The sequence below is a fragment of the Methanofollis aquaemaris genome (genome assembly GCF_017357525.1).
In the GTDB taxonomy this organism is placed as follows: Archaea; Halobacteriota; Methanomicrobia; order Methanomicrobiales; family Methanofollaceae; genus Methanofollis; species Methanofollis aquaemaris.
In genome coordinates, this window is the sequence record NZ_CP036172.1 from 2,615,647 (window position 1) to 2,642,370 (window position 26,724).

Here is a 26,724-nt window from a genome sequence, read left to right on the forward strand (position 1 = left end):
ATGGAGATGAGATCCGAACGTGAGGACGCCCTCCTCACCGTCATGGTGAACGGGCGGCTTGATGGATATGCGGCTGAAGAACTGAAGGCAGGGATCGACGGCGCCCTGCAGGACGACGACCGGGCGGTGGTCGTCGACCTTGCCGGGACAGATTACCTGAGCAGCGCCGGGATCCGGGTCTTCCTCGCCCTCCAGAAGCAGATGAAGGCGCGGGGAGGGTGTATGGCCCTCTGCAACGTGGAAAAATACCCGATGGAGGTGCTCTCGATGGCCGGGTTCGACCGCGTCTTCTCGATTGTCCCATCGCGGGAGGAGGCGAGGAGGATGTGTCTGCGCAAGGAGGACACGCTCTCGCTCATCGCCGACCTGGAACAGCCTGCGGATGAAATCGACGGGATGAAGTTCAGGTTCGAACCTGGCACGCGTGCGGCCGCCCATCTCAGGATGCACGGCGACCTCGACACCCTCCTCCATGCCCGCCTCACCCGCGAGGGGGTGCGGGCCGTCCCGCTCTCCGAACTGGGATATGCCCTCGGGATCGGGGCGCTCGGCGGCAGCAGAGACGAGGCGGTCGGGCACCTCGGGGAGATGGTCTCCCTGCGCGGGGCGATGGCCTGGCTGCCGACCGACGGCCACGGTGCCCCTGACTTCCTGGTGCCGGCGACCCCCGGCGGCGGAGAAGGAGCGGCGTACACCGCCTTCGACCTGGCGCTCGACGGGTCGTTCCATGAGGTGGCGGTCGTCGAGGCGGGTTCTGAGGAGGGCTTCACCCTTGAGGCGCTGTACCGCGCGCTCCTCGCCCTGGCGCAGAGGCGCCGGTCCGAGTTTAGAGGGGTCGTTGCGACCGCCCTCTGGGGCGTGACCACCGGCGTGGCCGGCGCGGCGATGACGCGGGTGCCGTTCGCGGAGGAGGGACTCGGCCCCGACGAGACTGATCGATGGGTCGAGCGGCGAGAAGGCCTGCGGCATGGCGGCGACACCCTCCTCTCCTTCGGGATCGCGGTCGACCGTGCCACGGGTCCGGGGGAGATCGCCGCCCTCTGCCCGCCCCTCCCTGGCGAACCGGAAGAAGAAGGCCTCTGCTATCATGCCCATGGGGCAGTCTTCAGGCACGTCCCCTGGGACCAGAGCGCCAGCCTGGAAAAAGGGATCGACCGGTGTTTTGCCGACGGGGAAGTCGTGGACGTCTGCCACCTCCTGGGCTCGACGCGGCTGCGGCGGGCAAAGGTGGGGGTGGCGTACATCACCCCGGTCATGCAGGCGTGATCGGCGGAGGACGGGAACAACCTCTGAACGATCAGCCCTCCGCCTTCCCGCTCCAATCTTCATCCCGGCGGTATCGGGGGCAGCGCCCCCGGTGCAAGCGTGCGGGAAGGCACGTCGATCAGAAGATCTCTAGAACAATGTTCAATCGCGTATGCTTGAGCCCGGGGTTCATGCCGATTCCACACAACCAATCACTTCCTATTTTATCGAGCGCATGCAACGTCTTCTATGCATGAATGCCAGGGAAAGCGGGACATCTTCATCACCCTTCTGACGATGGTGATCGTCCTCATCGCTGCAATCTCCTTCTGGCGGCTGGTGAACCCGCTCATCGTCGGGATCTCGGTTGCCATCGTGTTGATACCGTTCCAGCGCCGTCTTGCCGCCTCGATGAACTGTTATCTCTCGTCGGCGCTCATTACCGTCAGCGTCTTTATCGTCGCCTTCTTCGCCATATTCTCCACCCTGACGATTCTCGTTCAGAACGCCGGTTATCTGCAAGAGATGATCGGTGTTATCATCGAATGGCTCAGGAGTCTTTCGGGCACCCATATCCACGCGAATATTCCGTTCCCGGAGATCCAACCCCTCTTCAACGCCTTTATCACCGACCTTGAGGTCACGCTCCTCAGTTATCTCACCATGGTGCCGATGATGGTCGTGGAGATGATCATCTTCTTCCTCACTGTCTACTTCCTCCTGGTCACCGGCGACCGGATCTGGGCCGATATCAAGAGCGTGATCCCGATGCGCTCGCGCGAGGCCTTCAGGGTTTATGCGAAGACGGTCTCCGACACCCTGTACTCGATCCTGGTGGTGCACATCTCCATCGCGGTGATCACCTTCTTCCTTGCCATCCCCTTCTTCTCCATCCTGGGGTACGAGCATGTGGTCTTCTTCTCGGTCCTCTCCGGCCTCTTCGCGGTCATCCCGCTCATCGGCCCGGTCTTCCTCATCGTCTTCCTCGGCGTCTATGCCCTGGCGCTCGGTGACTGGCGAGGCCTGGCCCTCCTCGCCCTTATCGGCTACCCGGTCGTCTGCGGTCTTCCCGATCTCTACCTGCGGCCGGTGCTGATGGGCCGGCGGATCGAGATCAGGCCGGTGCTCATCTTCATGGCCTTCTTCGGCGGGATGGCGGTGATGGGCGTGATGGGTTTCATCCTCGGTCCGCTCCTGGTCGCCCTCCTCCTCGCGGGCTACCGAGTGATGGTGGCCGAGTACGGCAATCCCGAGGGAGTGGAAGGTGCCGTCGATACGGGCGACACGACTCCGTCCCCGTTTTTCCTGAAGGTTCCCGCGTTCCTTCGCCATTCTGGGGCGCAGACGATGGAGCATGAGATGGAAGACGGCCTTGGCGATGACCGGAATAAAAGAGAGACCTGAGGATGGATCGGGCCCCGGGTGGATGCCCCCCCTTTTTTCTCAGAGACCCCGGTCTTCAAAATTTTTGCCTTATGACTCCTCGACCAGATGGCCCTGGAGCCACATGACCCCCGAGATGGGGTCACCGACTGCCGGGACATAGCCGTCGGTGACGTGCTCTGCGGCATAGAGCATGATCTCCACATCGTCGTGCCCCTCTCCGTGCATCTGTCTGAAGAGGGGGGCGGTGATCTGGTAGACCGTCCGCGTCCCGAAGGTGAGTTCTTTGACCTGCCTGACCACCGTCTGGAAGACGAAGTCGTCGACATCCCCATTCTGGAAGGGGAGGTATGCCGCCATATGCTCCAGCGATAATGCTCTCCCGTCAGGCCCGGCCACCGTTCCCGGATTCGCTCTCCTGAGTTGGTAGGCAAGAGCGGAGAGAGAGAATCGGTATCGACCGCCGTTCAGGTATTTTTCCCGGTTCATGAAATACCGGGTGTCGAAGAAGGCCAGCCACGCCTCGCCGATATGGCCCCTGACCTGTCCTTCGACCTCGTTCATCCACTCCTCAACCCCCTCGACCTCGACATCGTGGACGATGCCCTCCGTGATGTAGGGATAACCGGTGCAGAGTTCCTGGTCGACGACGACCGAGCAGGTCTTCAGGGGATCGCCTCCTGACTGCGCCGCAAGGACCGTCCTGCGCCCCTTCTCGACCATCTTCAGATCGCCGGGATGTTCCAGTGCGTCGATGATCGATGCCTGGATCTCGCTCTCAGACGTGACGAGCGTGTCCCAGTGACTGCCATGGCACCCGATCTTTTTCGGTTTTTTCTTCTCTTCGGATTTATTTTTGAGTGCATCAGAGATTCCCATCGTATCGCCTCGGGTTATGGGGGATTATGGTGGCTGATTTATCTTTGCAGGAGCATATGGGATTATACATATTTAGTTTACCAGAATAATTTGGACAAATATCATATTCATGACTTAAAAAGTATTTGATAGTGGATTCAATTCGTCTTCAACTTGTTTAATACGGTGTCGCTCGTCTGAAGCAGCTGTTTATCCTCATGTGGTTCAAGTTTTCGGATCGCTGCAGCCCTCGCCTAATGTTCGTGCGAGGAGGATGGTTTCGGGACATGAAAGGGGTGTTGCCGATTTCGAAGTGCTCCCTTTGATGGAGAATCTCCCCTGTGAACAGAACCGCAGGATCGTTTCCGGGCTCCATAAGGAAGAACGATTCGCACCGTTGCAGAGCAAAAAAAGAGTTATTTCGGGATCAGCACCGAGTCGATGACATGGCAGACACCGTTCGAACAGACGATGTCTGGCTGGATGACGCTGACCCCGTTGATCCTGACGCCGCGGGTGGTGTCGACCTCGAGGTCCGAGCCCTGCAGCGACTTGATCGAGCGCATCTTCACGATGTCGTCGGCCATGTGCGTGCCCGAGACCACATGATATTTCAGAACCTCGGCCAGCTGGGTTGGGTTCTCCATCAGGTGGTCGATCGTCTCCTTCGGGATCTTGGCGAAGGCGGCGTCATTTGGTGCAAAGACCGTGAAAGGCCCCGGACTGCTGAGCGTCTCGACCAGACCCGCCGCCTTCACTGCTGCGACCAGGGTGGTGAACTGCCCGGCATCGATCGCGGTCTCCACGATATTTTTCTGTGCTTGAACTGCTCTCTGTTGCATCTCTCATCCCCTCCACGGGAGTCCCCTCATAGAATCTCGTCATATTTAACAGATTCGGCCGAAAATCGCCCCGGTTGCCGGTGCGATCAGGTGGGTGTCAGGACGCTCTGTCCTGTCCGGTTGCCCGGCTCGGATTCGGGCGGTCATGCGGTCTCGTTGCCACGCGGCGCCGGGGTAATGGCGACCTCGGAGGAAGGGGAGACGCGGGAGGGGCCGCGGGTCATGGGTTCAAAGTTGGGAGGCGGGCGATCTGAAAAATTCGCCAGAAAAAAAAATCAGACCGTTGAAGATCCATGCTTCGCCTTCAACTCCCTCACCTGGTCGCGCAAAAGGATCGCCCGCTCGAAGTCGAGGCGCTCCGCCGCCTCGTGCATCTGCGCCTCCATCTCGATGATGAGGTTGGGGATCTCGGCCTTCGGGACATGCTTCGTGTCGGTGAGGTCCACCTCCTTTGCCGGGACCGGTTTGGTGACCGTCTGCGGCACGATCCCGTGCGCCCGGTTGTAGGCGACCTGCATCTGCCGGCGGCGTTCGGTCTCGGCGAGGGCGGTGCGGATCGAGTCGGTCTCGCGGTCGGCGTAGAGTATCACGCGGGCGTTGACATTGCGTGCCGCCCGGCCGATGGTCTGGATGAGACTGCGGGCGTCGCGGAGAAATCCCTCCTTGTCGGCGTCCAGGATCCCGACAAACCCGACCTCCGGGATATCGAGCCCTTCGCGCAGAAGGTTGATCCCGACCAGCACGTCGAAGGTGCCCAGGCGGAGGCGGCGGATGATCTCGCTGCGTTCGAGGGCGTTGATCTCAGAGTGGAGATACCTGGTCTTGATCCCCTGCTCCGCGAGGAAGTCGGTCAGTTCCTCGGCAAGCCGCTTGGTGAGCGTGGTGACCAGCACCCGGTCGCCGCGGTCGACTGTCCGCCTGATCTCCTCCATCACGTCCTCCACCTGCCCCTCGACGGGACGCACCTCCACCACCGGGTCCACGAGCCCGGTCGGCCTGATGATCTGCTCGACGACCGCCGCGGAGTGCTTCAGTTCGTACTCGCCGGGCGTCGCCGAGACGCAGATGACGTTCTTCATGTAGCCCTCGAACTCGTCGAAGGTGAGGGGGCGGTTGTCGAAGGCCGAGGGGAGGCGGAAGCCGTACTTCACCAGGGTCTCTTTGCGGGAACGGTCGCCGTGGTACATCCCCCGCACCTGCGGGAGGGTCTGGTGGCTCTCGTCGACGACCATCAGGAAGTCGTCAGGGAAATAGTCGAGGAGACAGTACGGTTTCTCGCCGGACGTGCGCCCGTCGAAGTGGCGGGAATAATTCTCGATCCCCTTGCAGGCCCCCGTCTCCTCGATCATCTCGATATCGAAGAGGACCCGCTGTTCGAGACGGTGGGCCTCGAAGATGTCGAGGGTCGGGAGCACCTCGTCGAGTTCCTCTTTGATGGAGACGACCGCGCGTTTGCGCTCCTCCTCGGTGGCGACGAAGTGGCGGGCCGGGTAGAGATAGAAGTACTCCATCGTCTCCTTCCTCTTCCCGGTGACCGCATCGATCTCTGATATCCGGTCCACCTCGTCGCCGAAGAGTTCGATCCTGATGATGTCGTTGAAGTACGCCGGGATGAGGTCGATGGTGTCGCCCTTCGCCCTGAACCGGCCGGGTGCGAGGTCGAGGTCGTTGCGTTCGTACTGGATCTCGACCAGACGTTCCATGAGGTCGGCCCGCCGCACGCGGTCCCCGCGCTTCAGCTCAAAGCCCATCCCCCTGAAGTTCGCCGGGTTGCCCAGGCCGTAGATGCAGGAGACCGAGGCGACGATGATGGTGTCTGGCCGCGAGAGCACCGAGGCCGTGGCCGCAAGACGCATCTGCTCGATCTTGGGGTTGACGGCGGTGACCTTCTCGATATACTGGTCCTTTCTCGGGAGGTACGATTCGGGCTGGTAGTAGTCGTAGTACGAGACGAAGTACTCCACCCGGTTCTGGGGGAAAAATCCCGAGAACTCGTGGTAGAGTTGTGCCGCCAGGGTCTTGTTGTGGGCGAGCACCAGGGTCGGCCGCTGCACCGCCTCGATGACGTTGGCGACCGTGAAGGTCTTCCCCGATCCCGTGACGCCAAGGAGGGTCTGGAACCGCTCGCCCCCCTCGATCCCGCCGGTCAGTGCTTTGATCGCCCCTGGCTGCGAACCCTTCGGGACAAATGCCGCATCCAATTCAAATTCAGTCATCCTCTCATCGCCTTCCTCCGCAGGAAGCGGTTGTAGGTGATCGCAAAGCGGTGCGCCTCGTCCCTGATCTCCTGGACGAAGAGGGACGAGCGGGCGTCGTTTTTGATCGGGAGGGGGTACGGGAAGCCCGGCACATAGATCTCCTCCTCGCGCTTTGCGATCGAGATGATCGGGAGGCGGAGGCCGAGGGCGGCGATCGCATCGGTCGCCGCCTTCAACTGCCCCTTCCCGCCGTCGACGATGACCAGGTCAGGCATCGGCTTCTCTTCCCTGAGGAGACGGGCGTACCGGCGGCCGACCACCTCGGCGATCGCCGCGAAGTCGTCGATCCCCTCGACCGTCCTGATCTTAAAGCGTCGGTAGTTCCGTTTGTCCGGCCGCCCGCCCCTGAACTGCACCATCGACCCGACCATCGCCGTCCCGGCGAGGTGGGAGATGTCGAAACACTCGATGACATTCGGGGAGTCGGGGAGACGGAGGTCTTCCCTGAGGGCCTCGACCTTCATCCGGTCGGCGAAGAAGGTGAGGTCCAGGTTCTTGCCCGCGAGGTCGAGGAGCCGTCTCTTGTCGCCCCGCTGCGGGACCGTCACCCGGACCTTCCCACCCCGGCGGTCGGCAAGATACTCCGCGACCGGTTCGCCGACCCCGGCCGGGAGGACCACCTCCTTCGGCGGGGCGTGCTCGCCGTAGTACTGTACCAGGAACTCCTCGACGGCGTCGTCCGAGGACTCGAAGACGTACTCCTGTTTTCCGGTCAGGGTGCCCTTCTCGACATGGAAGAGGAGGAGGAAGAGGTTGCCGTCCTGCTCCTGGTAGGCGATGATGTCCTCGTCGTGGTCGGTCCGCCGCTCCATCCGCTGCCGCTCGGCCAGGTGCCGCACCGCCGCGATCTCGTCGCGGAGTTCGAGGGCCCGCTCGAACTCAAGACGCTCCGACCGCTCGGCCATCTCGGCCTCCATCTCCTCGATGAGGTCCTTTCCCCGGCCCCGGAGCACGGCCCGCGCCCGCCCCACCCGTGCGGCGTACTCCTCCTCAGGCATTGTCCCGGTGCATGGGGCCGCACAGATGCCGAGGTGACGGCGGAGACAGGGGCGCTTGGGGAGGCGCCGGCACGAGCGGAGACCGAAGGCCCTCTTCACCACGTCGAGCACCTCGTCTCGCTCTTTCGCCGAGACGAAGGGCCCGAAGTACTCGCCGTCGTCCCCGACCTCCCGGGCGATCGCGATCCGCGGGAACGGTTCCGCACTGAGATGGATGTAGGCGTACCGCCGGGCGTCCTTGAGGTCGATGTTGTACTTCGGCTGGTGCCGCTTGATGAGCGTGTTCTCCAGGATCAGCGCCTCGACCTCGGTCGCGGTCACGATGAACTCGGCCGAGGCGATCTGCCCGACGAGTTTCTGCGTCTTCGCGTCGTGGTCGTGCTTCTGGAAATAACTCGAGACCCGTCGCTTCAGGTGCTTTGCCTTGCCGACATAGATCACCGTCCCGTCGGCGTCGCGGTACAGATAGCAGCCCGGCTCTTCGGGGACGAGCGCGAGGTCGATCATGGCAGGATCTCTGCGAGATAGTGCCCGGTATAACTCTCCTTCACCCCGGCCACCTCCTCCGGCGTGCCGACGGCGACCACCCGGCCGCCGCCGTCCCCGCCCTCCGGCCCGAGGTCGATGAGATGGTCGGCCGACTTGATCACGTCCAGGTTGTGCTCGATGACCACCACGGTGTTCCCTTTCTCGACCAGGCCGTCGAGGACGGCGACGAGTTTCTTGACGTCGTGGACGTGGAGCCCGGTCGTCGGTTCGTCCAGGAGATAGACCGTCTGCCCGGTCGCCCGCTTCGAGAGTTCGCGGGTCAGTTTGATCCGCTGGGCCTCGCCGCCGGAGAGCGTCGTCGAGCTCTGGCCCAGGGTGAGGTAGCCGAGCCCGACCTGGCAGAGGGTTTCGAGTTTGTTCCTGATCGAGGGGACGTGCTCGAAGAATGTCGTGGCCTCGTCGACCGTCATGGCCAGGACGTCGGCGATGGATTTGCCCCGGTATTTCACCTCAAGGGTCTCGGCATTGAACCGCCGCCCCTTGCACTCGTCGCACTCCACGAAGACGTCCGGGAGGAAGTTCATCTCGATCTTGATGACGCCCTCCCCCTGGCAGGCCTCGCACCGCCCGCCCTTGATGTTGAAGGAGAAGCGGCCCGGTTTGTAACCCCGCACCTTCGCCTCTTTTGTTTCGGCAAAGACCTTCCTGATCTCGTCGAAGACCTTGGTGTAGGTCGCCGGGTTGGACCTGGGCGTCCGGCCGATCGGGCTCTGGTCGATGACCACCACCTTGTCGACGGGAGCGTCGAGGGTGAGGGCGTCGTGGGGGCCGGGGTTTGTCCTGGCGCCCGAGATCTTTCGTGCGAGGGCCGGGTACAGGGTGTCGGCGATGAGCGTGGACTTGCCCGAGCCAGAGACGCCGGTGACGACGGTGAGGGTGCCGAGCGGGATGGCCACGTCGATCCCCCTGAGGTTGTGCGCCCGGCACCCGGTGAGGGTGATGTAGTCGCCGTTGGTCCGGCGCGACGACGGGACCGGGACCGAGAGGTCGCCGGAAAGGTAGCGCCCGGTGAGGGAGGCTGGGTTCTTCGCCACCTCCGCGGGCGTCCCTTCGGCGACCACCGTACCGCCGTGCACCCCGGCGCCGGGCCCGATGTCGACCACATGGTCGGCCGCCCTGATCGTCTCCTCGTCGTGCTCGACGACGACGATGGTGTTGCCGAGATCGCGGAGTTTCTGGAGGGTCTCGATGAGCCGCCGGTTGTCCCGCTGGTGGAGCCCGATGGAGGGTTCGTCCAGCACGTACAGCACTCCGGTCAGGTTGGAGCCGATCTGGGTGGCGAGCCTGATCCGCTGGGCTTCGCCGCCGGAGAGCGTGCCGGCGCTCCTGGAGAGCGTGAGGTAGCCGAGCCCGACCTCCTGGAGGAAGGAGAGCCTGGCCCTGATCTCCTTGAGCACCTGGGCGGCGATCGTCGTCTCCTTTGGGGTGAGGTCGAGGCTCTCGAAGAACTCGACCGCCCGGCTGACCGGCAGGTCGGTCACCTCGATGATGTTCTTGCCGCCGACCTTCACCGCGAGCACCTTCTCCTTCAGGCGACGGCCGCCGCAGGCCGGGCAGGGGAGGACCCGCATGAACTTCTGGAGTTCGTGGCGGCGGTACTCTGACTTCGTCTGCTGGAAGAGGCGTTCGGCCTGGGGAAGGAGCCCTTCCCAGGCGCCGGTGTGCGACCAGCTGGCGTCGCCGTTCCTGGTGCTCACCGAGAAGTGGATCCTGTCCGGCGCACCGTACATCAGGGCATGGTACTGCTCGGGGGTGAGGTCTTTGATCGGCGTGAGCACCGAGAACCCGAAGTGTTTTGCGACGGCCCCGAGGTGCTGGGCCCGGTAGCCGTCGAGGAAGTTCCGGTAGGTTGCCACCGCTCCGTCGACGATGGACATCTCGGGGTCGGGGATGATGAGGTCGGGGTCGAACTCGGTCCTGAACCCGAGGCCGTTGCACTCCTCGCAGGCACCGAAGGGGGAGTTGAAGGAGAACATCCGCGGCTGGAGTTCTTCAAAGGAGAGCCCGCAGACCGGGCAGGCCATCTTTGCCGAGTAGGTCTCTTCCTCGCCGTCCTCGCCGAGGGCGACGACCAGGCCGTCCGACTTTGCGACGCCGGCCTCCACCGCCTCGACGAGCCGCGAGCGTTCGGCCGCGGGGTCGAGGCGGTCGACGACCACGTCGATGTCGTGCTTGACATAGCGCTCCAGCGGATGCTCCTCGTCGGTCCTGACGATCTCGCCGTCGAGACGGACGCGGGCGTAGCCTTCGGCGTCCAGGTCCTTGAGGAGCTGGGCATACGTCCCTTTCTTCTGCCTGACCACGGGAGCGAGGACGGTCACCTGCCGCCCGGCAAATCTCTCGGCGACGGCGTCGGCGATCGCCTCGGGCGAGCGCGACTCGATCCTAGTCCCGTGCTCCGGGCAGTACGGCACCCCGATCCGTGCGAAGAGGAGTCTGAGGTGGTCGTAGATCTCGGTGACCGTGCCGACGGTGCTGCGCGGGTTCTTCGAGGTGGTCTTCTGTTCGATGGAGATCGCGGGGGAGAGCCCCTCGATCGCGTCGACGTCGGGTTTCTGCATCAGTCCGAGAAACTGGCGGGCATAGGCGGAGAGCGACTCGACGTACCGTCGCTGTCCCTCGGCGTAGATGGTGTCGAAGGCAAGGGTCGACTTGCCTGACCCGGAGACGCCGGTGAGGACGATGAGACGGTCCCTGGGGAGCGAGAGGGTGATGTCTTTGAGGTTGTGTTCCCTCGCGCCCCTGATCACGAGGTGTTTCATCTTCAGGATCGTCTTGTCCCTGACCCTAATAGAAGGGTTGGCGCGGGCAGTGAAAGTGAAGGGGTGGGGCGTCGCTCGGGTATCTGGTGCTTTTGTTATCGCGTCCGGGTCAGACCATAACGATTGCCTGGAGGAGAACGTGACGCAGAGTGGGCCGCCTCCATCGCAGGATCTTTTTCACCGTCTCGCGCCGGGGGGCGCGGGCGGCGAAGAACTCTTAAAAATGATTGAAATCTCAAAATAAAGGATGATTATATATTCTGACGAGTTTCCCGGATCTTGCAGGTACGAGATCCCGTGAGCGTGACCCGATGTGTAGAGAATCCGCTCACAATCGATATATATAACGAATATGATATTCCGCCGCGTGGAGATTGAAAGAGATTCCATAGGTCAGGTAATCCCTTCATCTTTTTCGAGGTGAACTGATGAAAAACATTCACTATTATATTGTTGCCTCTGTTATTGTGGTCGTGCTGGCCGTTGTCGTCATATTCATGGTTTCAGATCTCTCCCCTGATGCGACTCCCCCGCAGCAGGAGAACGAAACTCCCCTGCCGACGGTGGAGGAGACCATACGGCCGGACACATCATATATCGAGATCCGCACCATCGATGGCCGGAGGGTCATCCTCTATCCTGAAGACCAGAGATACCCGGCCATCGAAGCGGAGTGCCGCGAGCAGGTGCAGGGTATCAACGGTCAACTCAAAACCGGTTTTTCCCGGCGAGAACTGGATGCCATGAAGCGCAATGGCACCTCTGTGACAATCCACTTCTCAGAACCCACACACTTTGTGACAAGTTACATCGTCGACGGATCACCGAAGGAGATCACCATCGAAGAGGCGCTCTTCTTCCTGGACTACGAAGACGATCCGAATATGGTCATCACCCCGTCACAGAACGGTTCAGGGGTCTGGACTACATCACGCGATCGCTCGAAACTCGCCGCTCTGGCCACACAAGTCCTCGTCGAGGAGGGGCGGAGCGGGGAGAAGGTCTCAACCTCTCCGGCCAACCTCACCTTTGCCCCGGTCGACTTCCAGCCGATGCCTGAGACGGTCCCTCTCTACCGGTTGGAGACGCCTGAGGTGACAAAAGAGATGTTCTCTGAGATGGCGGAGGCGCTGGGACTTGAGGGGACGGTGCGGGAGGCATATGACCAGTTTGTCCTCGAAGACGGAGTCTTCTCGCTGGAGATGCATATGCAGTCCGGCCGCGTTGCCATGATCGACATCTCTCGCTGGGTGATTCCAAATGACAAAGATCTACCCGAAAACCTCCCTTCAGATGAGGAGGCGGTCGAGATCGCAACAGAATATCTAGAAGAAAAGGGGTTGATGCCTCCTGATGCAGTATTGTTGGATGTCCAGCATCCCCATATCATTACAAGCAATGAGAATGGTGAGGTGATCGGTATCGCCTATGAAGCCATCCAGGTCTCGTTCTGCCGCGAGGTCGACGGGCGGGAGGTTGCCGGGTCTGAGTTGACTGTCGATGTCGGCGGCGGCGGGGACGTCATCGGAGTCTACAAACTCTGGCGCGACTGCGTCGAGGAGAGGGAGGTCGAGGTCATCACGCCGGAAGAGGCATTCGAGGAGGTGAAGGCCCTCGGGGTGCCGAATGATCCCATGAAACCGCAGACCGCGGAGATCACCGAGATCGATCTGGGTTACTACGAGGCGCAGGCCATGGAAGCCCCGGCCTACCTGGTGCCGGTCTACATCTTCTCCGGCGAGGTGACGGACGAGAGCACGACGACACCCTTCGTCAGGTATGTCGCCGCCGCCCCAGAGTTCAGGGGTGAAGTGCCGCTGGTCAAGGCGGCATCCTGATTTTTTTTTCATCCGGGTGACGCTTCAGGTCTCCACAGATCCCGTGCCTTCCCTTGTGCCCCAGGCGCCGAGCATGGAGGAAGGCACGTCGATCAGAAGGCCCACCTCGTTTGAAAGATCAGGTCAGAGATCGCGATCTTCTGCTCCCGAGGCGCGGCCCGGGCCGGGCGCGCCTTTATGCCCGGAGGGTCCAAGAGTTGAGAGGATGGAGACAGGAACGGCCGGGGAGCGGGCATGCCGGTTCGCCGCCGGGATTGCGGCGGCCCTCGGGGTGAGGGAGGAGCAGGTGGCGGGGACGGCGGCGCTCCTCGCGGGCGGGGCGACGGTCCCCTTCATCGCGAGGTACCGGAAGGAGGCGACCGGGTGTCTGGACGAGGTGGCCGTCGCGGCGGTCAGGGACTGTCTTGCCGCGATGGAGCGGCTCGAAGAGCGGAGGGAGACGGTGCTCGCGTCGCTCAGGGAGCAGGGCGTGCTCACCCCTGACCTGACGGCGCGGGTGATGGGGGCGGAGAGTCTGGCCGTCCTCGAAGATCTCTATCTGCCGTTTCGGCCCGGACGCCGGACCCGCGCCTCGGCGGCGCGGGAACTGGGGCTTGCCCCCCTGGCCGCGGCGCTGCTCCGCGGGGAGTGTGCCGACCCGCTCGCCGCGGCGCAGAGGTATGTCCGGCCCGACGGCCCGGCCGACGCTGCGGCGGCGCTTGCCGGTGCGAGCGACATCATCGCCGCCACGGTCTCTGAGGATGCCGGTGTCAGGGCGTCGATGCGCCGGCTCTTCATGGAGGCGGGTGTGCTCACGGTGCGGGCGGCCCGCGGGAAGGACCTCGCCGCCACCCCGTACGCCGACTATGCGGGATATACCGGGCGGCTCGGGGCGATGCCCGGCCACCGCGTCCACGCGGTGCTGCGCGGGGCGCGGGAAGGGCTGCTCTCGCTCACCGTCGCCCCGCCTGAGAGACGGGCGCTCGGCCTGATGGGGATGCGGGGCCGCGGTCCGGGGGCGGAGGTGGTGGCTGCGGCGGTGCAGGACGGGTACCGTCGCCTCCTTGCCCCGGCGATGGAGCGCGAGAGCCTCGCGGCCGCGAAGGCGCGGGCCGACGAGGAGGCGGTGCAGGTCTTTGCCGCCAACCTCAGACGCCTCCTCCTCGCACCCCCGCTCGGGAGAACAATCGTGCTCGCCGTCGACCCTGGTTTCGCGGCCGGATGCAAGGTCGCCTGCCTGGACCGGCAGGGGACGCTCCTCCACGCGACGGTCGTCCGTCCCCTCCCGCCGCACCGGCAGGAGGGGAAGGCCGGGGCGGTGCTCGCCGACCTCTGCCGGCGGTACGGCGTCGAGGTGGTCGCCGTCGGGAACGGCCACGGCGGCCGGGAGGCGCGGGCCTTCCTGCTGGGCCTCGGCCTGGGGGTGCCGGTGATCACGGTGAGCGAGTGCGGGGCCTCGGTCTACTCGGCCTCGGCGGAGGCCCGCCGGGAGTTCCCCGACCTCGACCTCACCCTCAGGAGTGCGGTCTCCATCGGCCGGCGTCTTCAGGATCCGCTCGCCGAACTGGTGAAGATCGACCCGCAGGCCCTGGGCGTCGGGCAGTACCAGCACGACGTCGACGGACGGCTCCTGACCGCGGCCCTCGACGACACGGTGGTCAGCGCCGTCAATGCCGTCGGGGTGGAGGTGAACACGGCGAGCGCCCCGCTCCTCGCCAGGGTCTCCGGGATCGGGCCGAAGCAGGCCGGACAAATCGTCGGCTTCAGGGAGGAGCACGGCCCCTTCGGATCGCGGCAGTCCCTCCTCGAAGTGCCCGGCATCGGCCCGAAGACCTTCGAGCAGGCGGCCGGGTTCCTCAGGGTCGTCGGCGGCGCCGACCCGCTGGACGCCACCGCCGTCCACCCGATGCACACTCCGGTCGTCAGGGCGATGGCCGACGACCTGGGGGTCGGGGTCGGCGACCTCGTCGGCAACCCGGCCCTCCTCGGGCAGGTCGAACCGGAACGCTATGTGCACGGTGCCGTCGGTCTCCCGACGGTGCACGACATCTGCGCCGAACTCGCTGCCCCGGGCCGCGACCCGCGGCCGCCCTTCGACCTGAGCGCCTACGAGGGCGCCCCGGCCTCGATCGACGACCTCGCGCCCGGCATGGCCCTCCAGGGCACCGTGACCAACGTGACGGCCTTCGGTGCCTTCGTGGACATTGGAGTCGGGACCGACGGCCTGGTCCACGTGAGCGAACTCGCCGACGCCTATGTCGCCCGCCCCCTCGACGTCGTCGGGGTGCACGACCGCGTCGCGGTCACCGTCCTCTCGGTGGACCTGAAACGCCGGCGGATCGCCCTCTCGATGCGGGAGCGTCGGGAAGGATGAGCGGCCTCCCCCCGGTCGTCGGGCCGTCGCCGATCATTCTCGTGCTCGGGAGTTTCCCGAGCGTCGTCTCGCTCCGCGCTCAGGAATACTACGGCAATCCGCGGAACGGGTTCTGGCGGGTGATGGAGGCGCTCTTCGGGGTGCCGGCAGACCGCCCCTATCCCGAACGGCTGGAAGGACTGAAAGCGGCCGGGGTCGCGCTCTGGGACGTCGTCGGGGCGTGCACGCGGGACGGGAGCAGCGACGCATCGATTAGAGAGGTGGCGGCAAACGACATCCCCGGCTTCCTCGACCGCCACCCGACCGTCTCCGTTGTCGCCCTCAACGGCCGGACCGCGGAGCACTGGCTCCGGCGCGTCCACCCCGCCGTCTGGAACCGCCCCGGCGTGCAGGTGCTCGTCCTCCCCTCGACCAGTCCGGCGAACGCCCGCCTCACCATCGAGGAGAAGATCGAGGCATGGCGGGCGGTGGTGGGGACCGGCGAGAAAGTTTAAACCCGGTGCGGCCCACTGCGGGTGAGCGCCATGCGATGGCCCGGGTTCGTTCTTGCCGGCGGGATCGCCGCCCTCTTTCTCATCGTCAGCCTCAGGGCCGTCATGCAGGGCGGGCCTCCGCTCGGGCTTGCCATCCGCCTCGTCGCCCTCAACGGCGTCCTCGCCCTCTCGGTCGCGGCGGCGATGACCCCCTTCCTCGGCGGGATCAGGGCCGTCTTCGGCCGCTCCTTCCTCACCGTCCACCACCTCTTCGCCGTCGTCGGCCTCGCCGCCGTCATCCTCCACCCGGCGCTCGTCGCCATCAGGGCCGGCGACCTATCGGTCCTCGTCCCATCCTTCGCCTCGTGGACCCTCTTCTGGACCTACGGCGGGCGGGTTGCTCTCATCCTCATCCCCATCGCCCTGGCGGCCGTCCTCCTCAGGAAGCGTTACCCCGCCTCGTGGCGGCCGTTTCATATGCTGATGTACGCCGCCCTTCTCCTCGTCGTTGTTCATGCGAACCTCATCGGCACCGACTTTGGCGATCCGGTCGTCCGGGTGGTAGTGAATGGCGCCTTTGTCGTGGTTGTGGGGGCTTTTGTGGCGAAGCGGTGGCGGGGGAGGAGGAAGAAGGTTGAGGGAAGATAGGGAGGAAGTGGGAGATTCATTGTCTTCCTACGATCTCTTGCCGGATTGTTCACTCCCTGTATGAAATCAGCCTGGAGTTTTTCCAACAAAGTCCTCTTTCCTGTCTTTCATCATCGCCTCCATGACCTGCAGAGAATTCGCACAGAAGGGTCAAATATATCAATGGATCTATTCCTGGTGATGAATGCCAGGATCAATCCCCCAAAGGCGCAGGAAACCGCCGATGATGCTGGAGCGGGAAGAACATGAATATGGAATCCATTCCTGTTCTCGTGGGAATATTTCTTATATTCGGCGTGCCTTTGCTGCTCTTCGCGGCATATACCACCGTGCTCTATTATCTCATCCGGAAGATCCCAAATACCGCCGTCCGTATTCTCGCACCCCTCGGCATCGCCCTTCTGTTTCTCTTCGTCGAACTGGACAATCCATTTTTTATCCTTCAAGCACTGGCTGTCCTCCTGCCGTTTCCGCTCATCGAAGGCCATCTGCAGGCAAAGAGAAAAGGAGTCCCCGTCTTTATCTGTGTAACTCTGACGATGTTCTATGTGTTCATAACCGGGTTTGCGACCTTCATGAGTTATTCCGGGCCTGATAGTAGTGTGGGGCCGTTATTTTTCGATTTAATCCAGCCATGTCTCGATTCTTTCCAGAGCGACTATCTCTTCAAGGTCGTGTACAGGCTGATGCAATTTCTTGAAGCGATTCTTGTGGGGGTGGTGGTCTATGGGATACTTCTCGTTGCGTACAGAGTCAGGGGTATGATGGGCGGGTTAAAACAGTCCGATTCAAGAGATCAATAATCTGGGATCTTCAGTGTTTTCATGATGGAAATATTCCCATGAAACACACCGTGGTGTTTTTCAAAGAATTGTCTGAAGTTCTGTTTCACCGGCGATTCTATCGAACTTGAAAATTATTATTCGAGAGGATCTTATCCTGTGCCGGAGATCATCTCATCCCTTCATCAATCCCCGCGAACGGGTCGAGCAACGCGCCGACCGGCACCCCCCGCAGCGCCACCGCCGCCAGGGCGCCGACGACTCCCCGCCCGCCCTGGAGGAGGATGCCGCTTTCGGCCGCGAGGTTCCTCGCCTCGTCCTGGGTGACCCGCACCGAGCGTGCCCGCACCCCGAAGCCCCGGAGGGCCGGCAGGAGCCTGAACCCCTCCCTGACCGCAACCCCCCACTCAGGCGAGAGCGCCTCGGCCGAGACAAACCGGACCGCCCGCTCCGTGACCTCCTCGACCTTCATGGGCTCCACCGCGAGTTCGATATAACTGCACGAGTTCCCGGCCGTCCGCTCGGGCAGGTCGGGCTTGAGCATCGCCACCTGGTGACCGATCGGGATCACCCCCCTGATGGTGCTCAGATGCTGGAGGAGGGCGAGGGCCAGGGCAAAGGTCGCCCCCCCGCCCGGTGCGTCGGTATCATCGACCCCGATCCCGAGATGGACCAGGGCCCGCGTCCGCACCTCGCCCTCGATCGTCTGGCCGCGCTGCCGCGCCTCGACCCCGCAGACCCCCTCGGCCTCGGCCATCTGGTCGGTGAGCGAGTAGGCCGGGCCGCCGACGCATCGGATCCGCTGCACGATCTCGTCGCCCTCGCGCCTGATCCCGACCACCCCGACCGCCGGCAGGGGGGCAAGCCCGATCTCGACGCCGTCGTGCTCGGAGATGACCCCGCACTCGCGCAGCAGCGTGCCGTCCCGCTGCACATGGAGGAGCGGCCCGCCGGCCAGGGCATGATGATACGCGCAGAAGGCCGCACACCCGCTGCTCATGCACTCGTGATAGCACTCCACCAGGTCGCCGTCGACCGTCGTGAAGATCCGGCGGCACGCACTCGCCGGCAGGGCCGAGGCCGCTGCATAGATCGCCGGGTGCCGCCCGCGCCGCTCCTCCTTCTGCACGATACACCCCTCCTCAAAGAGTCTGGTCACCCAGTCCTGGACCGTGCTCCGCGGGAGCGTGCAGAGTTCCATCACCTCGGGGACCGTGAAGTGTCCCCTTTCCAGTGTCAGCCTGCGCATCACGGCGAGAAGTTCCCGCCGCCTCTCAATGACCCTCGACATGACAGTCTCTGATAAAGAGAAGATCGCCGATGACCGCACTCGCCGTCTCGACCGACCCCGCCCCCTTCCCGACCTCGGTGACCGCTCCGGCAAGGTCGGTGACCACCGTCACCGCGTTGAGGTTGTCGCGGACGACCAGCGGGTGCTTCTTCGGGAGGATCCTGGGGGATACCCTGAGCAGCCCCTTCTCAGGCACCACCTCACCGATGAGCCTGATGGTAGAGTTCTTTCTCCCGGCAAGAGAGAGGGCCTCCACCGTCAGGAGGTCGATGCCCGTGCAGTCGACGTCGGCCAGGGTGGCGCCGTTCTTCCAGATCGTATTGGCCAGGATGACCAGTTTCAGGGCGGTGTCGATCCCCTTCACGTCGAAGGTCGGATCGGCCTCGGCATACCCCATCTCCCGCGCCTCGTCGAGGGCCTGCTCGTAGGTGAGCCCCTCGTCGGCCATCCTGGTAAGAATATAGTTGCAGGTGCCGTTCATGATCCCGTAGACCGCCTGGACCGTGTTCCCGGCAAGCCCGTGCTGCAGCGTCTGGATGATCGGGATCGCCCCGCAGACCGTCGCCTCGTAGCGGAGCTGCACCCCGTGCTCCCCGGCAAGGTCCATCAGTTCCCTGAACCTGAGCGCGAGCGGCCCCTTGTTCGAGGTGACCACATGCTTCCCCATCGAGAGGGCCATCCGGATCGCGGTGAGGCCCGGTTCCCCGCTCTTGATATCGGTGGGGGTCACCTCCACCAGGACGTCGTACTCGCCGCGTTCCACGATCTCCATCGCAGAGATCGCCTGGTCGCCGCAGCATCCGGTCGTCTTCTTCTGTTCGAGGGCGGCCGCAAGATCGATACCCTCAGGCTCGATCAGCCCGCTCTTTGAATCGGCAAGCCCGGTGACCGTGAGCCCGAGCCCCTTCTCGGCGATCACCGAGACGACGCCGCGGCCGACCGACCCCATGCCAAGGACCGCGACTCTCATGCGGCCTCCTCCATCGTCTCGACCATGAGCAGATCCTTCTCCCTGGCCACCGACCTGAGGCCCTCCATCGCACGCTCCATATTTTCCTCGTTGGTTGCAGATATTGTGAGGAGGGCCGACGAACGCTGGTTGATCCCCGGCATGGTCACATGCATCTCCACCACCTCGGCATACCCCGTCTGATCGATCGAACCGACGGTGTCTGAGAGGTCGGTGTGCATGATATGCCCGATCATGATGACGCTCCGTTTCATCAGGAGACGTTCCTCGCCGATCCCCAGGATCGAGACCCCCCGCGCCTTGAGGATCTCGATGAGGTCGTCGAGGCGCTCGTCGGTGATCTCCAGGACCACCTGGACGATACGCGTCTTCGGCCTCAGGGTGGGATCCCACTCATGGATCACCGCCATAATGTTCCCGCCGACCTCAGAAATCGGCTGCAGGGCGCCCACAAGTTGCCCGGGGGCATCTTTCACCTCGATCTTCATGGAAACCTGCAACAAACCACCGTTCTAATATTTACATCCCGGCAAAATAAGCCTTCCATAAGAGCGCACTCCGGGCACCCCCGCGAACTGATCCTATATAATTCACATGAAAAATATATTTATAATCTTACTCCAAAGTTATAAACAACCAGAACAAAAGGTCCCTGCTCACTGTCAGAACACGAAAAAAATCTCGTTTTGGACATCTTATTTATGATGTTCAACATGGGTCCTGACAGAGTTTGGCAGAACACCTGCATTGTCCGGGTATACCTGTAATGCACCTGTAGTGGGGATCCAGAAACCGCTTAGCGGAGGTTTTCATGGATCAGGAGATGGAAAAACCCAAACTCGTTATCAAATCGCTGTATAAAATTTTCGGAAAACACCCCTCCGATGCAACCGCCCTCATCAAGGAAGGACGGTCCAAAGAAGAGATCCTGGAAAAGACCGGGCAGACCGTCGGTCTCAGGGACGTCAACCTCTCGGTTGAAGAGGGTGAAATTTTTGTGGTCATGGGCCTCTCGGGTTCAGGTAAGTCCACTCTTCTCAGATGTGCAAACCGGCTCATCGACCCGACGTCGGGTGAGATCCTCATCGACGACACCGACATCGCTTCTCTTGATGAGGACGCACTCAGAGATGTGAGACGGAAGAAACTGGGTATGGTCTTCCAGAACTTTGCCCTCCTCCCCCACCGCAGCGTCATCGAGAATGTCGCCTTCGGCCTGGAAGTCCAGGGGATGCCTGAGGAAGAACGGATCGAGAAGGCAAAGAAGACCATCGAGATGGTCGGACTTGTCGGATATGAGGAGAGCATGCCGGATGCCCTCTCTGGCGGGATGAAGCAGCGGGTCGGTCTGGCCCGCGCCCTTGCGAGCGACCCCGACATCCTCCTGATGGACGAAGCCTTCAGCGCCCTCGACCCCATTATCAGGAGCGGGATGCAGGACGAACTCCTCGACCTCCAGAACGAACTGAACAAGACGATTATCTTCGTGACCCACGACCTTGACGAGGCCCTCAAACTCGGGAACCGCATCGCCCTGATGAAGGACGGTGTCGTCGTCCAGGTCGGCACGCCCGAGGAGATCCTCACCTCGCCGGCCGACGAATATGTGACAAGTTTTGTCGCCGGGGTCGACATGACGAAGGTGCTCACCGCCGAGGGCGTCATGAAGCCACCCGACCCGATGGTCTCGATCGTCTCCGGTCCCAGGGTCGCCCTGAAACTGATGGAAGACCATGGGATTTCGACGATCTTTGTGGTCGGGAAGGGGAGGATCCTGAAGGGTCTGGTAACCGTCGAGGACGCCATCGCGGCGGCACGCGCAAAGAAGACAAACCTCGAGGAGATCCTGATCACCGACACCCCGGTCACGAGCCCTGACACCCCGGTCCGCGACCTGATGGGCCTGGTGGCCACGAGCCAGTACCCGGTTGCGGTCGTCGATGGGTGCAACCGGTTCAAGGGCGTCATTGTCAGGGGTTCGCTCCTTGCCGCCCTGGATGTTGGCAACGGTGAGGAGGGAGAAGCATGAACGAAACATTCGAACTCCCCAAGATCCCGCTCGGCGATGCGGTCGAGGCTCTTGTCGAGTGGATCGAGATCAACTTCGCCGTCATCCTGGACTGGATCAGCGACGGCCTGGACTGGATCATCAGCGGGATCAAATTCCTTCTCCTCCTCCTGCCGCCGCCGGTCTTCATCGTCCTGACGGCGGTGCTCGTCTGGTTTGTCACCAAACGCGACACCAGACTTGCCATCGGTTCGGCGCTCGGGCTTCTGCTCATCTGGGACCTGCACCTCTGGACTCTGGCGATGGAGACACTTGCTCTGGTCCTGGCGTCCACGCTCTTTGCGCTCCTCATCGGGATCCCGACCGGGATCTTTGCGGCGCGTTCAGAGACCGTGCACAAGATCGTCAAGCCGTGCCTCGACTTCATGCAGACGATGCCGGCCTTCGTCTACCTCATCCCCGCGGTGGTCTTCTTCGGCCTTGGCAACGTGCCCGGCATGATCGCCACCGTCGTCTTTGCGATGCCGCCGGTGGTCAGACTCACCGCCCTCGGGATCCAGCAGGTGCCCAGGGAACTGACCGAACTCGCCGACGCCTTCGGGACCACCGAGCGGCAGAAACTGGTCAAGGTGCAACTGCCGGTCGCCCTGCCGACGATCATGGCCGGCATCAACCAGTGCATCATGATGGCCCTCTCGATGGTGGTCATCGCCGCCATGATCGGGGCCCAGGGTCTCGGTTACAAGGTGCTGGAGGGGATCCAGCGTCTCGACATCGGCCTCGGCTTCGAGGGCGGGCTTGCGATCGTGATCATCGCGATCATCCTCGACCGGGTGACCCAGAGCCTGGCTCCCGGGCCCATCGAACAATAACAACCAGTGATATCCATGAAACAGCACAACACAATCGGAATGATCCTCTGCGGTTTCCTGGCCGTTGCACTCGTCCTCAGCGCCGGGTGCACCGCCACCGGGGACACAGGAACACAGCCTTCAGAACAGAAATCGATCTCCATCGGGTATGTCCTCTGGGACTCCGAGATCGCGAGCACCAACGTGCTCAAGCAGGTCTTCGAGCAGGCAGGGTATGACGTCACCATCACCGCCGTCGACGCCGCACCCCTCTACCAGGCCGTCGCCAGCGGCGACGTGGACTGCACCGTCTCGGCCTGGCTCCCCAGGACTCAGGAAGCCTATATGGACGAGTTCGGGGATCGGCTCGACTTTGTCGGGAAGAACCTCGAAGGTGCGAAGATCGGCATGGTCGTCCCGAGTTATGTGACCATCGATTCCATCGAGGAGATGAACGGGGTCAAGGACCAGTTCAGCGGGAAGATCGTCGGCATCGACGCGGGTGCCGGAGTCATGAAGACGACCGAGGACGCAATCGAGGCATATGATCTCGAGTACGATCTCATCTACAGTTCGAGCGCCGGCATGGCCTCGGCCCTGAAGAAGTCGGTCGATCGGGCCGAATGGGTCGTGGTCACCGGGTGGACGCCACACTGGATGTTCGCCCGCTGGGACCTGAAGTACCTCGATGACCCGAAGGGGGTCTACGGCGGCGAGGAGTACATCGGCACGCTGGCCAGGAAGGGCCTCGCCGGAGACGACCCCGAGGCCTACGGGATCCTGAAGCGCTTCCACTGGACTCCTGAAGACATGGAGTCGGTGATGCTTGATATCGAGGACGGTATGTCTCATGAAGACGCTGCACAGAAGTGGATCGACGCCCACCCGGACCAGGTTAACACCTGGCTGGGTAAGGCATAATACTCCTTTTTCTTGCCCCACTGAAGGTTCTGACCCTCGTCTGCTGTATGCCCGGTACGAGCAACGACGACGTTGGACATCTCTTTCGTGAGGCCCTGGCACTCCTGCGTGCCACCTGATGAACACATTTTGCATCCTGAATGATGAACATGAAAAAAACCAGCATAATTATGGTCTTTTGCCTCCTGGCCGTTGTTGCACTTGTCCTCACCGCCGGATGCACCTGCACCGGGGGGGCACCGCCTTCAGAACAGAAATCGATTTCTATCGGCTATGTCCTCTGGGACTCCGAGATCGCGAGTACCAACGTGATCAAGCAGGTCTTCGAGCAGGCCGGCTACGACGTCACCATCACCGCCGTCGATACCGCTCCGCTCTTCGAAGGGCTTGCAAAGGGAGACATCGACTGTTCGGTCTCGGGATGGCTCCCGGTGACGCAGAACGTGTACTGGGAGAAATATGGGGATCGGATCGACCTGGTCAGGAAGAACCTCGAAGGCGGGGCGTTCATCGGCCTGGTTGTCCCGTCCTATGTGACTGTCGACTCGGTGGAAGACCTCAATGACCCTGTGGTCAGGGAGAAGTTCGGCGGGAAGGTCTATGGGATCGACCCGGGTTCGGGGACCATGCACACGGCCGAAAAACTGATCGAAGCGTACGATCTGGATTACGAACTCGTCCCGAGTTCGACCGCCGGGATGGTCAGCGCCCTGAAGAGAGGGATCGACCGCAACGAGTGGGTGGTGGTCACCGGGTGGACGCCGCACTGGAAGTTCGCCCGCTGGGATTTGAAGTTCCTGGACGAGCCGCGTGACGTCTTCGGGAAGAACGAATATATCGCCACCTTTGCACGGCAGGGTCTGGCCGAAGATGATCCCGAAGCCTACGGGATCCTGGAACGTTTCCACTGGACCGCCGAGGACATGAACAGCGTGATGCTCGATATCGAAGAGGGCATGACGCCCGAAGACGCCGCACAGAAGTGGATCGACGCCCACCCCGAAGAGGTCAAGGCCTGGATCGGGATAGCGGCCTAAAATGTAAAGATATAATAATTACGACTCCCTTTTTTCTGGTGAAGGTCCGGGTCATCGCCTGCTGCACCCTGCATCTGGGCAACGACGGTGTCGGACGCGCTGTTGTGAGGACGGTTTTCCCTGCTCATACCTTTGAGCCGATGATCGTTGTGAGCAGTCTCGGCGGGTTTTGATGATCTCTCCTGACCGGAGGGCCCGGACCCTGTGCCCGGAGACACCACGAAAAACTCTGGAAAGGTGTAATGTATGATTCAATCTGGAAAATTATCATGTATCCTTGTCACTCTTCTGGCCGTTGCATGTCTTTTCGCTGCCGGGTGCACCGGCACCGGCGACGGACCTCCTCCTGCCGGGACGCAGACTTCCGAACAGAAATCGATCTCCATCGGCTACGTCCTCTGGGACTCCGAGATCGCGAGCACCAATGTGATCAAACAGGTCTTCGAGAGGGCGGGCTACGATGTCACGCTCATTGCGGTCGATGCCGCCCCTCTCTACCAGGGACTTTCGAAAGGCGAATTTGACTTCACTGTCTCTTCATGGCTGCCAAGAACCCATGGGGCCTATATGGAGAAGTTCGGAGATCAGATCGACGAAGTCGGCAGAAACATGAACGGCACCAGGATCGGCCTGGTCGTCCCGACCTATGTGACCATCGACTCCATTGAGGAGATGAACAGTGTCAAAGATCGGTTCGACGGCAAGATCACCGGTGTCGAACCTGGTGCCGGGATCATGTCCGCGACTGAGGAGGCGATCAAGGAGTACGACCTTGACTATGAACTTGTCTACAGTTCGAGTGCCGGCATGGCTTCGGCCCTCAGAAAAGCGGTTCAGGGCGAGGAGTGGATCGTGGTCACCGGATGGACCCCACACTGGAAGTTTGCCCGCTGGGATCTGAAGTACCTCGAAGACCCGAAGGGCATCTATGGCGGCGAAGAGCACGTCGCCACCCTCGCACGCACAGGCCTGGCCGAGGATGATCCCGAAGCATATGCGATCCTTCAGCGTTTCTTCTGGACCCCTGACGACATGCAATCGGTGATGCTCGATATCGACGACGGGATGTCGGAGACCGAGGCGGCGCAGAAGTGGCTCGACGCCCACCCCGACCAGGTCGATGCCTGGCTTGGGAAGGCATAATAATACCGAACACCCCTTTTTTCTGATGAAGGTCCGGGTCATCGCCTGCGGCAACCCCTATATGGGCAACGACGGTGTCGGTCATGCTGTGATGGAAACTCTCTCTGTAGAACACCCTGAACTCGATGTCGTCGACGGAGGGCTCGGCGGGTTCGGGCTCATACCCCTGATGGAGGAGTGCGATCGCGTCGTCATCGTCGACGCCACGACCGGGATGGGAACACCCGGCGAGGTGCAGGTCTTCCATGAGGTGCCTCCCTCTTCCGCCTTCCCGATGTCCCTCCACGACCTCGGGATCGCCGAGACGCTTGCCCTCGCCCGCGAGGTCGGGGTGACCGCCGAGGTGGTCATCGTCGGGATCGAGGGAGGAGAGATCGAGGCGTTCTCGAAAGTTCTGACCCCTGAGGTGACGGCGGCCGTTCCTGAGGCGTGCCGGCGGGTGCTCGAAGAGGTGGGGAGGGAGTAAAGGAGTTATTCCAGCTCTTTAGAGTGCCTATTCTTGTGCAAGGAGGTGGGAAGGCAGATCGATCAAAATGGTCGCCCCGACAGAAGGAAATTCTCAGTTGCTCTCTCGCGCCGGGGGGCGGTGAGGTGCTCTGTTCTCGCCTGCTGCCATGGTGAGAGGAGAGTGATCGAGGCTTTCTACGGAACCCTGCAATCTTTGATCGGAGGATCGTCACGACAGAACTATGAAAAATTCTCCAGAGCAAAAAAAAAAAGTTCTAAGATCAGGACAAATCCCGGACGTCTACTTCTTGACCGAGCCCGGTGCGCCGGTGACGATCGGGAGTGCCTCGGCGATATCGGGCAGGAGTTCGACCGGGATGCCCATGACCATCTCGCCGTCCTCGATCCCGGAGAACTTTCTGGAACCGTCACACCCGAGCGAGAAGTTCACCTTCCCGTTGAGGTAGGTCTGGGTGGCGGTGTCGGCGCAGACCGACTGGATCCCGGAGAAGTTCGACTCGATCCTTCCGCCGAGTTTGTACAGCACGGCCTGGGCAAGTTTGAGCATCATCCTGGCCTCGGCAACGATGAGGACGACCGTCGGAGTGAAGGGCGTTTTCTCGAGCGGGGCATACATCGTGGCATAGGTCGTCCCCGACTCAAGGTGCGGGATGCGGTCGATGGTCCGCTTGCACGCCGCCCAGGTGTCGAACTTGCCGAGTTTGAAGTAGAACTCGCCTGACTTCAGGCTCGGGGTGATCTCCTTGAGCCCGAGAGCCCAGGCACCGCCCGAGCACGAGTGCTTGTCCGCGGTTGCATAGAAGATCTTCCCCTCCTTCCTGGCCAGACTGACCATCTGGCAGTGGCGGGTGTTCTCGGCGAGCGCTTCGACGCCCTCCGGGATTTCTTCTTCCGTCCGGGCGAACTTTACGGCGACCGGCGAACCTGAGAGACCAAGGTTCTTTTTCAGGCTCTCAGAGACTTCTGCATAATCAATCGTGGTTCTTATGTCTTCCATCGAGGTTACCTCCACTCTCTACTCTGATCCAGGAGATAAAAAATGTGGG

At 62.2% G+C, this 26,724-nt stretch carries 23 protein-coding genes; 14 read left to right on the forward strand and 9 right to left on the reverse strand.

Translation table 11 applies throughout. The annotated features are described in order from the left end of the window. The gene (locus RJ40_RS12415; RefSeq protein ID WP_265581173.1) at positions 1 to 1,266 is read left to right on the forward strand and encodes an STAS domain-containing protein; all 1,266 of its coding nucleotides are present in this window, start codon (positions 1 to 3) and stop codon (positions 1,264 to 1,266) included. Between the two features lie 228 nt (positions 1,267 to 1,494). Then, complete coding sequence (locus RJ40_RS12420; protein ID WP_265581174.1) at positions 1,495 to 2,649, forward strand: AI-2E family transporter; 1,155 nt, start codon at positions 1,495 to 1,497, stop codon at positions 2,647 to 2,649. Between the two features lie 69 nt (positions 2,650 to 2,718). On the opposite strand, the gene RJ40_RS12425 is transcribed toward RJ40_RS12420, so the two are convergent. The 5 genes from RJ40_RS12425 to uvrA all read right to left on the reverse strand — a co-directional run bounded on the left by RJ40_RS12425 (position 2,719) and on the right by uvrA (position 10,895). Then, the gene (locus RJ40_RS12425) at positions 2,719 to 3,507 is read right to left on the reverse strand and encodes a hypothetical protein (RefSeq protein WP_265581175.1); all 789 of its coding nucleotides are present in this window, start codon (positions 3,505 to 3,507) and stop codon (positions 2,719 to 2,721) included. Between the two features lie 395 nt (positions 3,508 to 3,902). Then, positions 3,903 to 4,328 (reverse strand): fasciclin domain-containing protein, encoded by a 426-nt coding sequence (locus tag RJ40_RS12430; RefSeq protein WP_265581176.1) that lies wholly within the window; start codon positions 4,326 to 4,328, stop codon positions 3,903 to 3,905. A 275-nt stretch (positions 4,329 to 4,603) separates the two neighbouring features. Then, on the reverse strand, positions 4,604 to 6,544 hold the full coding sequence (uvrB, locus tag RJ40_RS12435) for an excinuclease ABC subunit UvrB (RefSeq protein WP_265581177.1): 1,941 nt from the start codon (positions 6,542 to 6,544) through the stop codon (positions 4,604 to 4,606). Next, positions 6,541 to 8,091, reverse strand: coding sequence for an excinuclease ABC subunit UvrC (gene uvrC / locus RJ40_RS12440; RefSeq protein ID WP_265581178.1), 1,551 nt, complete (start codon positions 8,089 to 8,091; stop codon positions 6,541 to 6,543). The genes uvrB and uvrC overlap by 4 nt, the downstream gene beginning before the upstream one ends. Continuing rightward, positions 8,088 to 10,895, reverse strand: coding sequence for an excinuclease ABC subunit UvrA (gene uvrA / locus RJ40_RS12445; protein WP_265581179.1), 2,808 nt, complete (start codon positions 10,893 to 10,895; stop codon positions 8,088 to 8,090). Before uvrA ends, uvrC begins: the two co-directional genes overlap by 4 nt. A gap of 428 nt (positions 10,896 to 11,323) precedes the next feature. On the opposite strand from uvrA, the gene RJ40_RS12450 reads away from it, so the two are divergent. The 5 genes from RJ40_RS12450 (at position 11,324) to RJ40_RS12470 (ending at position 17,010) form a co-directional block, all read left to right on the forward strand. Then, a complete protein-coding gene (locus RJ40_RS12450) occupies positions 11,324 to 12,733 on the forward strand; it encodes a hypothetical protein (RefSeq protein WP_265581180.1) in 1,410 nt (469 codons plus the stop codon). Between the two features lie 205 nt (positions 12,734 to 12,938). Beyond that, positions 12,939 to 15,086, forward strand: a complete 2,148-nt coding sequence (locus RJ40_RS12455) for a helix-hairpin-helix domain-containing protein (protein ID WP_265581182.1) — start codon at positions 12,939 to 12,941, stop codon at positions 15,084 to 15,086. Beyond that, entirely contained in the window at positions 15,083 to 15,580 is a 498-nt protein-coding gene (locus RJ40_RS12460; RefSeq protein ID WP_265581183.1) for a DNA-deoxyinosine glycosylase, read from the forward strand. Before RJ40_RS12455 ends, RJ40_RS12460 begins: the two co-directional genes overlap by 4 nt. A 30-nt stretch (positions 15,581 to 15,610) precedes the next feature. After that, positions 15,611 to 16,207, forward strand: a complete 597-nt coding sequence (locus RJ40_RS12465; protein ID WP_265581184.1) for a hypothetical protein — start codon at positions 15,611 to 15,613, stop codon at positions 16,205 to 16,207. A gap of 251 nt (positions 16,208 to 16,458) precedes the next feature. Beyond that, a complete protein-coding gene (locus RJ40_RS12470; protein WP_265581185.1) occupies positions 16,459 to 17,010 on the forward strand; it encodes a hypothetical protein in 552 nt (183 codons plus the stop codon). A gap of 148 nt (positions 17,011 to 17,158) precedes the next feature. Here RJ40_RS12470 and RJ40_RS12475 read toward each other — a convergent pair whose 3' ends face one another. Genes RJ40_RS12475 through RJ40_RS12485 form a run of 3 tightly spaced genes read right to left on the reverse strand, consistent with a single transcriptional unit; the run spans position 17,159 to position 19,750 of the window. Further along, a complete protein-coding gene (locus RJ40_RS12475) occupies positions 17,159 to 18,280 on the reverse strand; it encodes a sugar-specific transcriptional regulator TrmB (protein ID WP_265581186.1) in 1,122 nt (373 codons plus the stop codon). After that, on the reverse strand, positions 18,264 to 19,250 hold the full coding sequence (locus RJ40_RS12480) for a homoserine dehydrogenase (RefSeq protein WP_265581187.1): 987 nt from the start codon (positions 19,248 to 19,250) through the stop codon (positions 18,264 to 18,266). The genes RJ40_RS12475 and RJ40_RS12480 overlap by 17 nt, the downstream gene beginning before the upstream one ends. Further along, positions 19,247 to 19,750, reverse strand: coding sequence for an amino acid-binding protein (locus tag RJ40_RS12485; protein ID WP_322743883.1), 504 nt, complete (start codon positions 19,748 to 19,750; stop codon positions 19,247 to 19,249). Before RJ40_RS12485 ends, RJ40_RS12480 begins: the two co-directional genes overlap by 4 nt. 311 nt (positions 19,751 to 20,061) lie before the next feature. Here RJ40_RS12485 and RJ40_RS12490 point away from each other — a divergent pair, with 311 nt between their 5' ends. The 7 genes from RJ40_RS12490 (at position 20,062) to RJ40_RS12520 (ending at position 25,676) form a co-directional block, all read left to right on the forward strand. Next, positions 20,062 to 21,279 carry a quaternary amine ABC transporter ATP-binding protein gene (locus tag RJ40_RS12490; protein ID WP_265581188.1) on the forward strand — a complete coding sequence of 406 codons (1,218 nt, stop codon included), beginning with the start codon at positions 20,062 to 20,064 and terminating at the stop codon, positions 21,277 to 21,279. After that, entirely contained in the window at positions 21,276 to 22,130 is an 855-nt protein-coding gene (locus tag RJ40_RS12495) for an ABC transporter permease (RefSeq protein WP_265581189.1), read from the forward strand. Before RJ40_RS12490 ends, RJ40_RS12495 begins: the two co-directional genes overlap by 4 nt. A 15-nt stretch (positions 22,131 to 22,145) precedes the next feature. Continuing rightward, on the forward strand, positions 22,146 to 23,030 hold the full coding sequence (locus RJ40_RS12500; RefSeq protein WP_265581190.1) for a glycine betaine ABC transporter substrate-binding protein: 885 nt from the start codon (positions 22,146 to 22,148) through the stop codon (positions 23,028 to 23,030). 149 nt (positions 23,031 to 23,179) lie between these two features. Then, complete coding sequence (locus tag RJ40_RS12505; protein WP_265581191.1) at positions 23,180 to 24,067, forward strand: glycine betaine ABC transporter substrate-binding protein; 888 nt, start codon at positions 23,180 to 23,182, stop codon at positions 24,065 to 24,067. A gap of 38 nt (positions 24,068 to 24,105) precedes the next feature. Continuing rightward, complete coding sequence (locus RJ40_RS12510) at positions 24,106 to 24,240, forward strand: hypothetical protein (RefSeq protein ID WP_265581192.1); 135 nt, start codon at positions 24,106 to 24,108, stop codon at positions 24,238 to 24,240. 73 nt (positions 24,241 to 24,313) lie between these two features. Next, positions 24,314 to 25,210, forward strand: coding sequence for a glycine betaine ABC transporter substrate-binding protein (locus tag RJ40_RS12515; protein ID WP_265581193.1), 897 nt, complete (start codon positions 24,314 to 24,316; stop codon positions 25,208 to 25,210). 25 nt (positions 25,211 to 25,235) lie between these two features. Then, positions 25,236 to 25,676 (forward strand): hydrogenase maturation protease, encoded by a 441-nt coding sequence (locus tag RJ40_RS12520; protein WP_265581194.1) that lies wholly within the window; start codon positions 25,236 to 25,238, stop codon positions 25,674 to 25,676. A 282-nt stretch (positions 25,677 to 25,958) separates the two neighbouring features. Here RJ40_RS12520 and RJ40_RS12525 read toward each other — a convergent pair whose 3' ends face one another. Beyond that, positions 25,959 to 26,675 (reverse strand): DUF169 domain-containing protein, encoded by a 717-nt coding sequence (locus RJ40_RS12525; protein WP_265581195.1) that lies wholly within the window; start codon positions 26,673 to 26,675, stop codon positions 25,959 to 25,961. Positions 26,676 to 26,724 lie beyond the last annotated feature (49 nt).

What these genes read in the sequence shown, in the direction of transcription:
- RJ40_RS12415 (WP_265581173.1), top strand. Translation starts at nt 1, where the DNA reads ATGGAGATGAGATCCGAACGTGAGGACGCCCTCCTCACCGTCATGGTG.
- RJ40_RS12420 (WP_265581174.1), top strand. Translation starts at nt 1,495, where the DNA reads ATGCATGAATGCCAGGGAAAGCGGGACATCTTCATCACCCTTCTGACG.
- RJ40_RS12425 (WP_265581175.1), bottom strand. Translation starts at nt 3,507, where the DNA reads ATGGGAATCTCTGATGCACTCAAAAATAAATCCGAAGAGAAGAAAAAA.
- RJ40_RS12430 (WP_265581176.1), bottom strand. Translation starts at nt 4,328, where the DNA reads ATGCAACAGAGAGCAGTTCAAGCACAGAAAAATATCGTGGAGACCGCG.
- uvrB (WP_265581177.1), bottom strand. Translation starts at nt 6,544, where the DNA reads ATGACTGAATTTGAATTGGATGCGGCATTTGTCCCGAAGGGTTCGCAG.
- uvrC (WP_265581178.1), bottom strand. Translation starts at nt 8,091, where the DNA reads ATGATCGACCTCGCGCTCGTCCCCGAAGAGCCGGGCTGCTATCTGTAC.
- uvrA (WP_265581179.1), bottom strand. Translation starts at nt 10,895, where the DNA reads ATGAAACACCTCGTGATCAGGGGCGCGAGGGAACACAACCTCAAAGAC.
- RJ40_RS12450 (WP_265581180.1), top strand. Translation starts at nt 11,324, where the DNA reads ATGAAAAACATTCACTATTATATTGTTGCCTCTGTTATTGTGGTCGTG.
- RJ40_RS12455 (WP_265581182.1), top strand. Translation starts at nt 12,939, where the DNA reads ATGGAGACAGGAACGGCCGGGGAGCGGGCATGCCGGTTCGCCGCCGGG.
- RJ40_RS12460 (WP_265581183.1), top strand. Translation starts at nt 15,083, where the DNA reads ATGAGCGGCCTCCCCCCGGTCGTCGGGCCGTCGCCGATCATTCTCGTG.
- RJ40_RS12465 (WP_265581184.1), top strand. Translation starts at nt 15,611, where the DNA reads ATGCGATGGCCCGGGTTCGTTCTTGCCGGCGGGATCGCCGCCCTCTTT.
- RJ40_RS12470 (WP_265581185.1), top strand. Translation starts at nt 16,459, where the DNA reads ATGGAATCCATTCCTGTTCTCGTGGGAATATTTCTTATATTCGGCGTG.
- RJ40_RS12475 (WP_265581186.1), bottom strand. Translation starts at nt 18,280, where the DNA reads ATGTCGAGGGTCATTGAGAGGCGGCGGGAACTTCTCGCCGTGATGCGC.
- RJ40_RS12480 (WP_265581187.1), bottom strand. Translation starts at nt 19,250, where the DNA reads ATGAGAGTCGCGGTCCTTGGCATGGGGTCGGTCGGCCGCGGCGTCGTC.
- RJ40_RS12490 (WP_265581188.1), top strand. Translation starts at nt 20,062, where the DNA reads ATGGATCAGGAGATGGAAAAACCCAAACTCGTTATCAAATCGCTGTAT.
- RJ40_RS12495 (WP_265581189.1), top strand. Translation starts at nt 21,276, where the DNA reads ATGAACGAAACATTCGAACTCCCCAAGATCCCGCTCGGCGATGCGGTC.
- RJ40_RS12500 (WP_265581190.1), top strand. Translation starts at nt 22,146, where the DNA reads ATGAAACAGCACAACACAATCGGAATGATCCTCTGCGGTTTCCTGGCC.
- RJ40_RS12505 (WP_265581191.1), top strand. Translation starts at nt 23,180, where the DNA reads ATGAAAAAAACCAGCATAATTATGGTCTTTTGCCTCCTGGCCGTTGTT.
- RJ40_RS12515 (WP_265581193.1), top strand. Translation starts at nt 24,314, where the DNA reads ATGATTCAATCTGGAAAATTATCATGTATCCTTGTCACTCTTCTGGCC.
- RJ40_RS12520 (WP_265581194.1), top strand. Translation starts at nt 25,236, where the DNA reads ATGAAGGTCCGGGTCATCGCCTGCGGCAACCCCTATATGGGCAACGAC.
- RJ40_RS12525 (WP_265581195.1), bottom strand. Translation starts at nt 26,675, where the DNA reads ATGGAAGACATAAGAACCACGATTGATTATGCAGAAGTCTCTGAGAGC.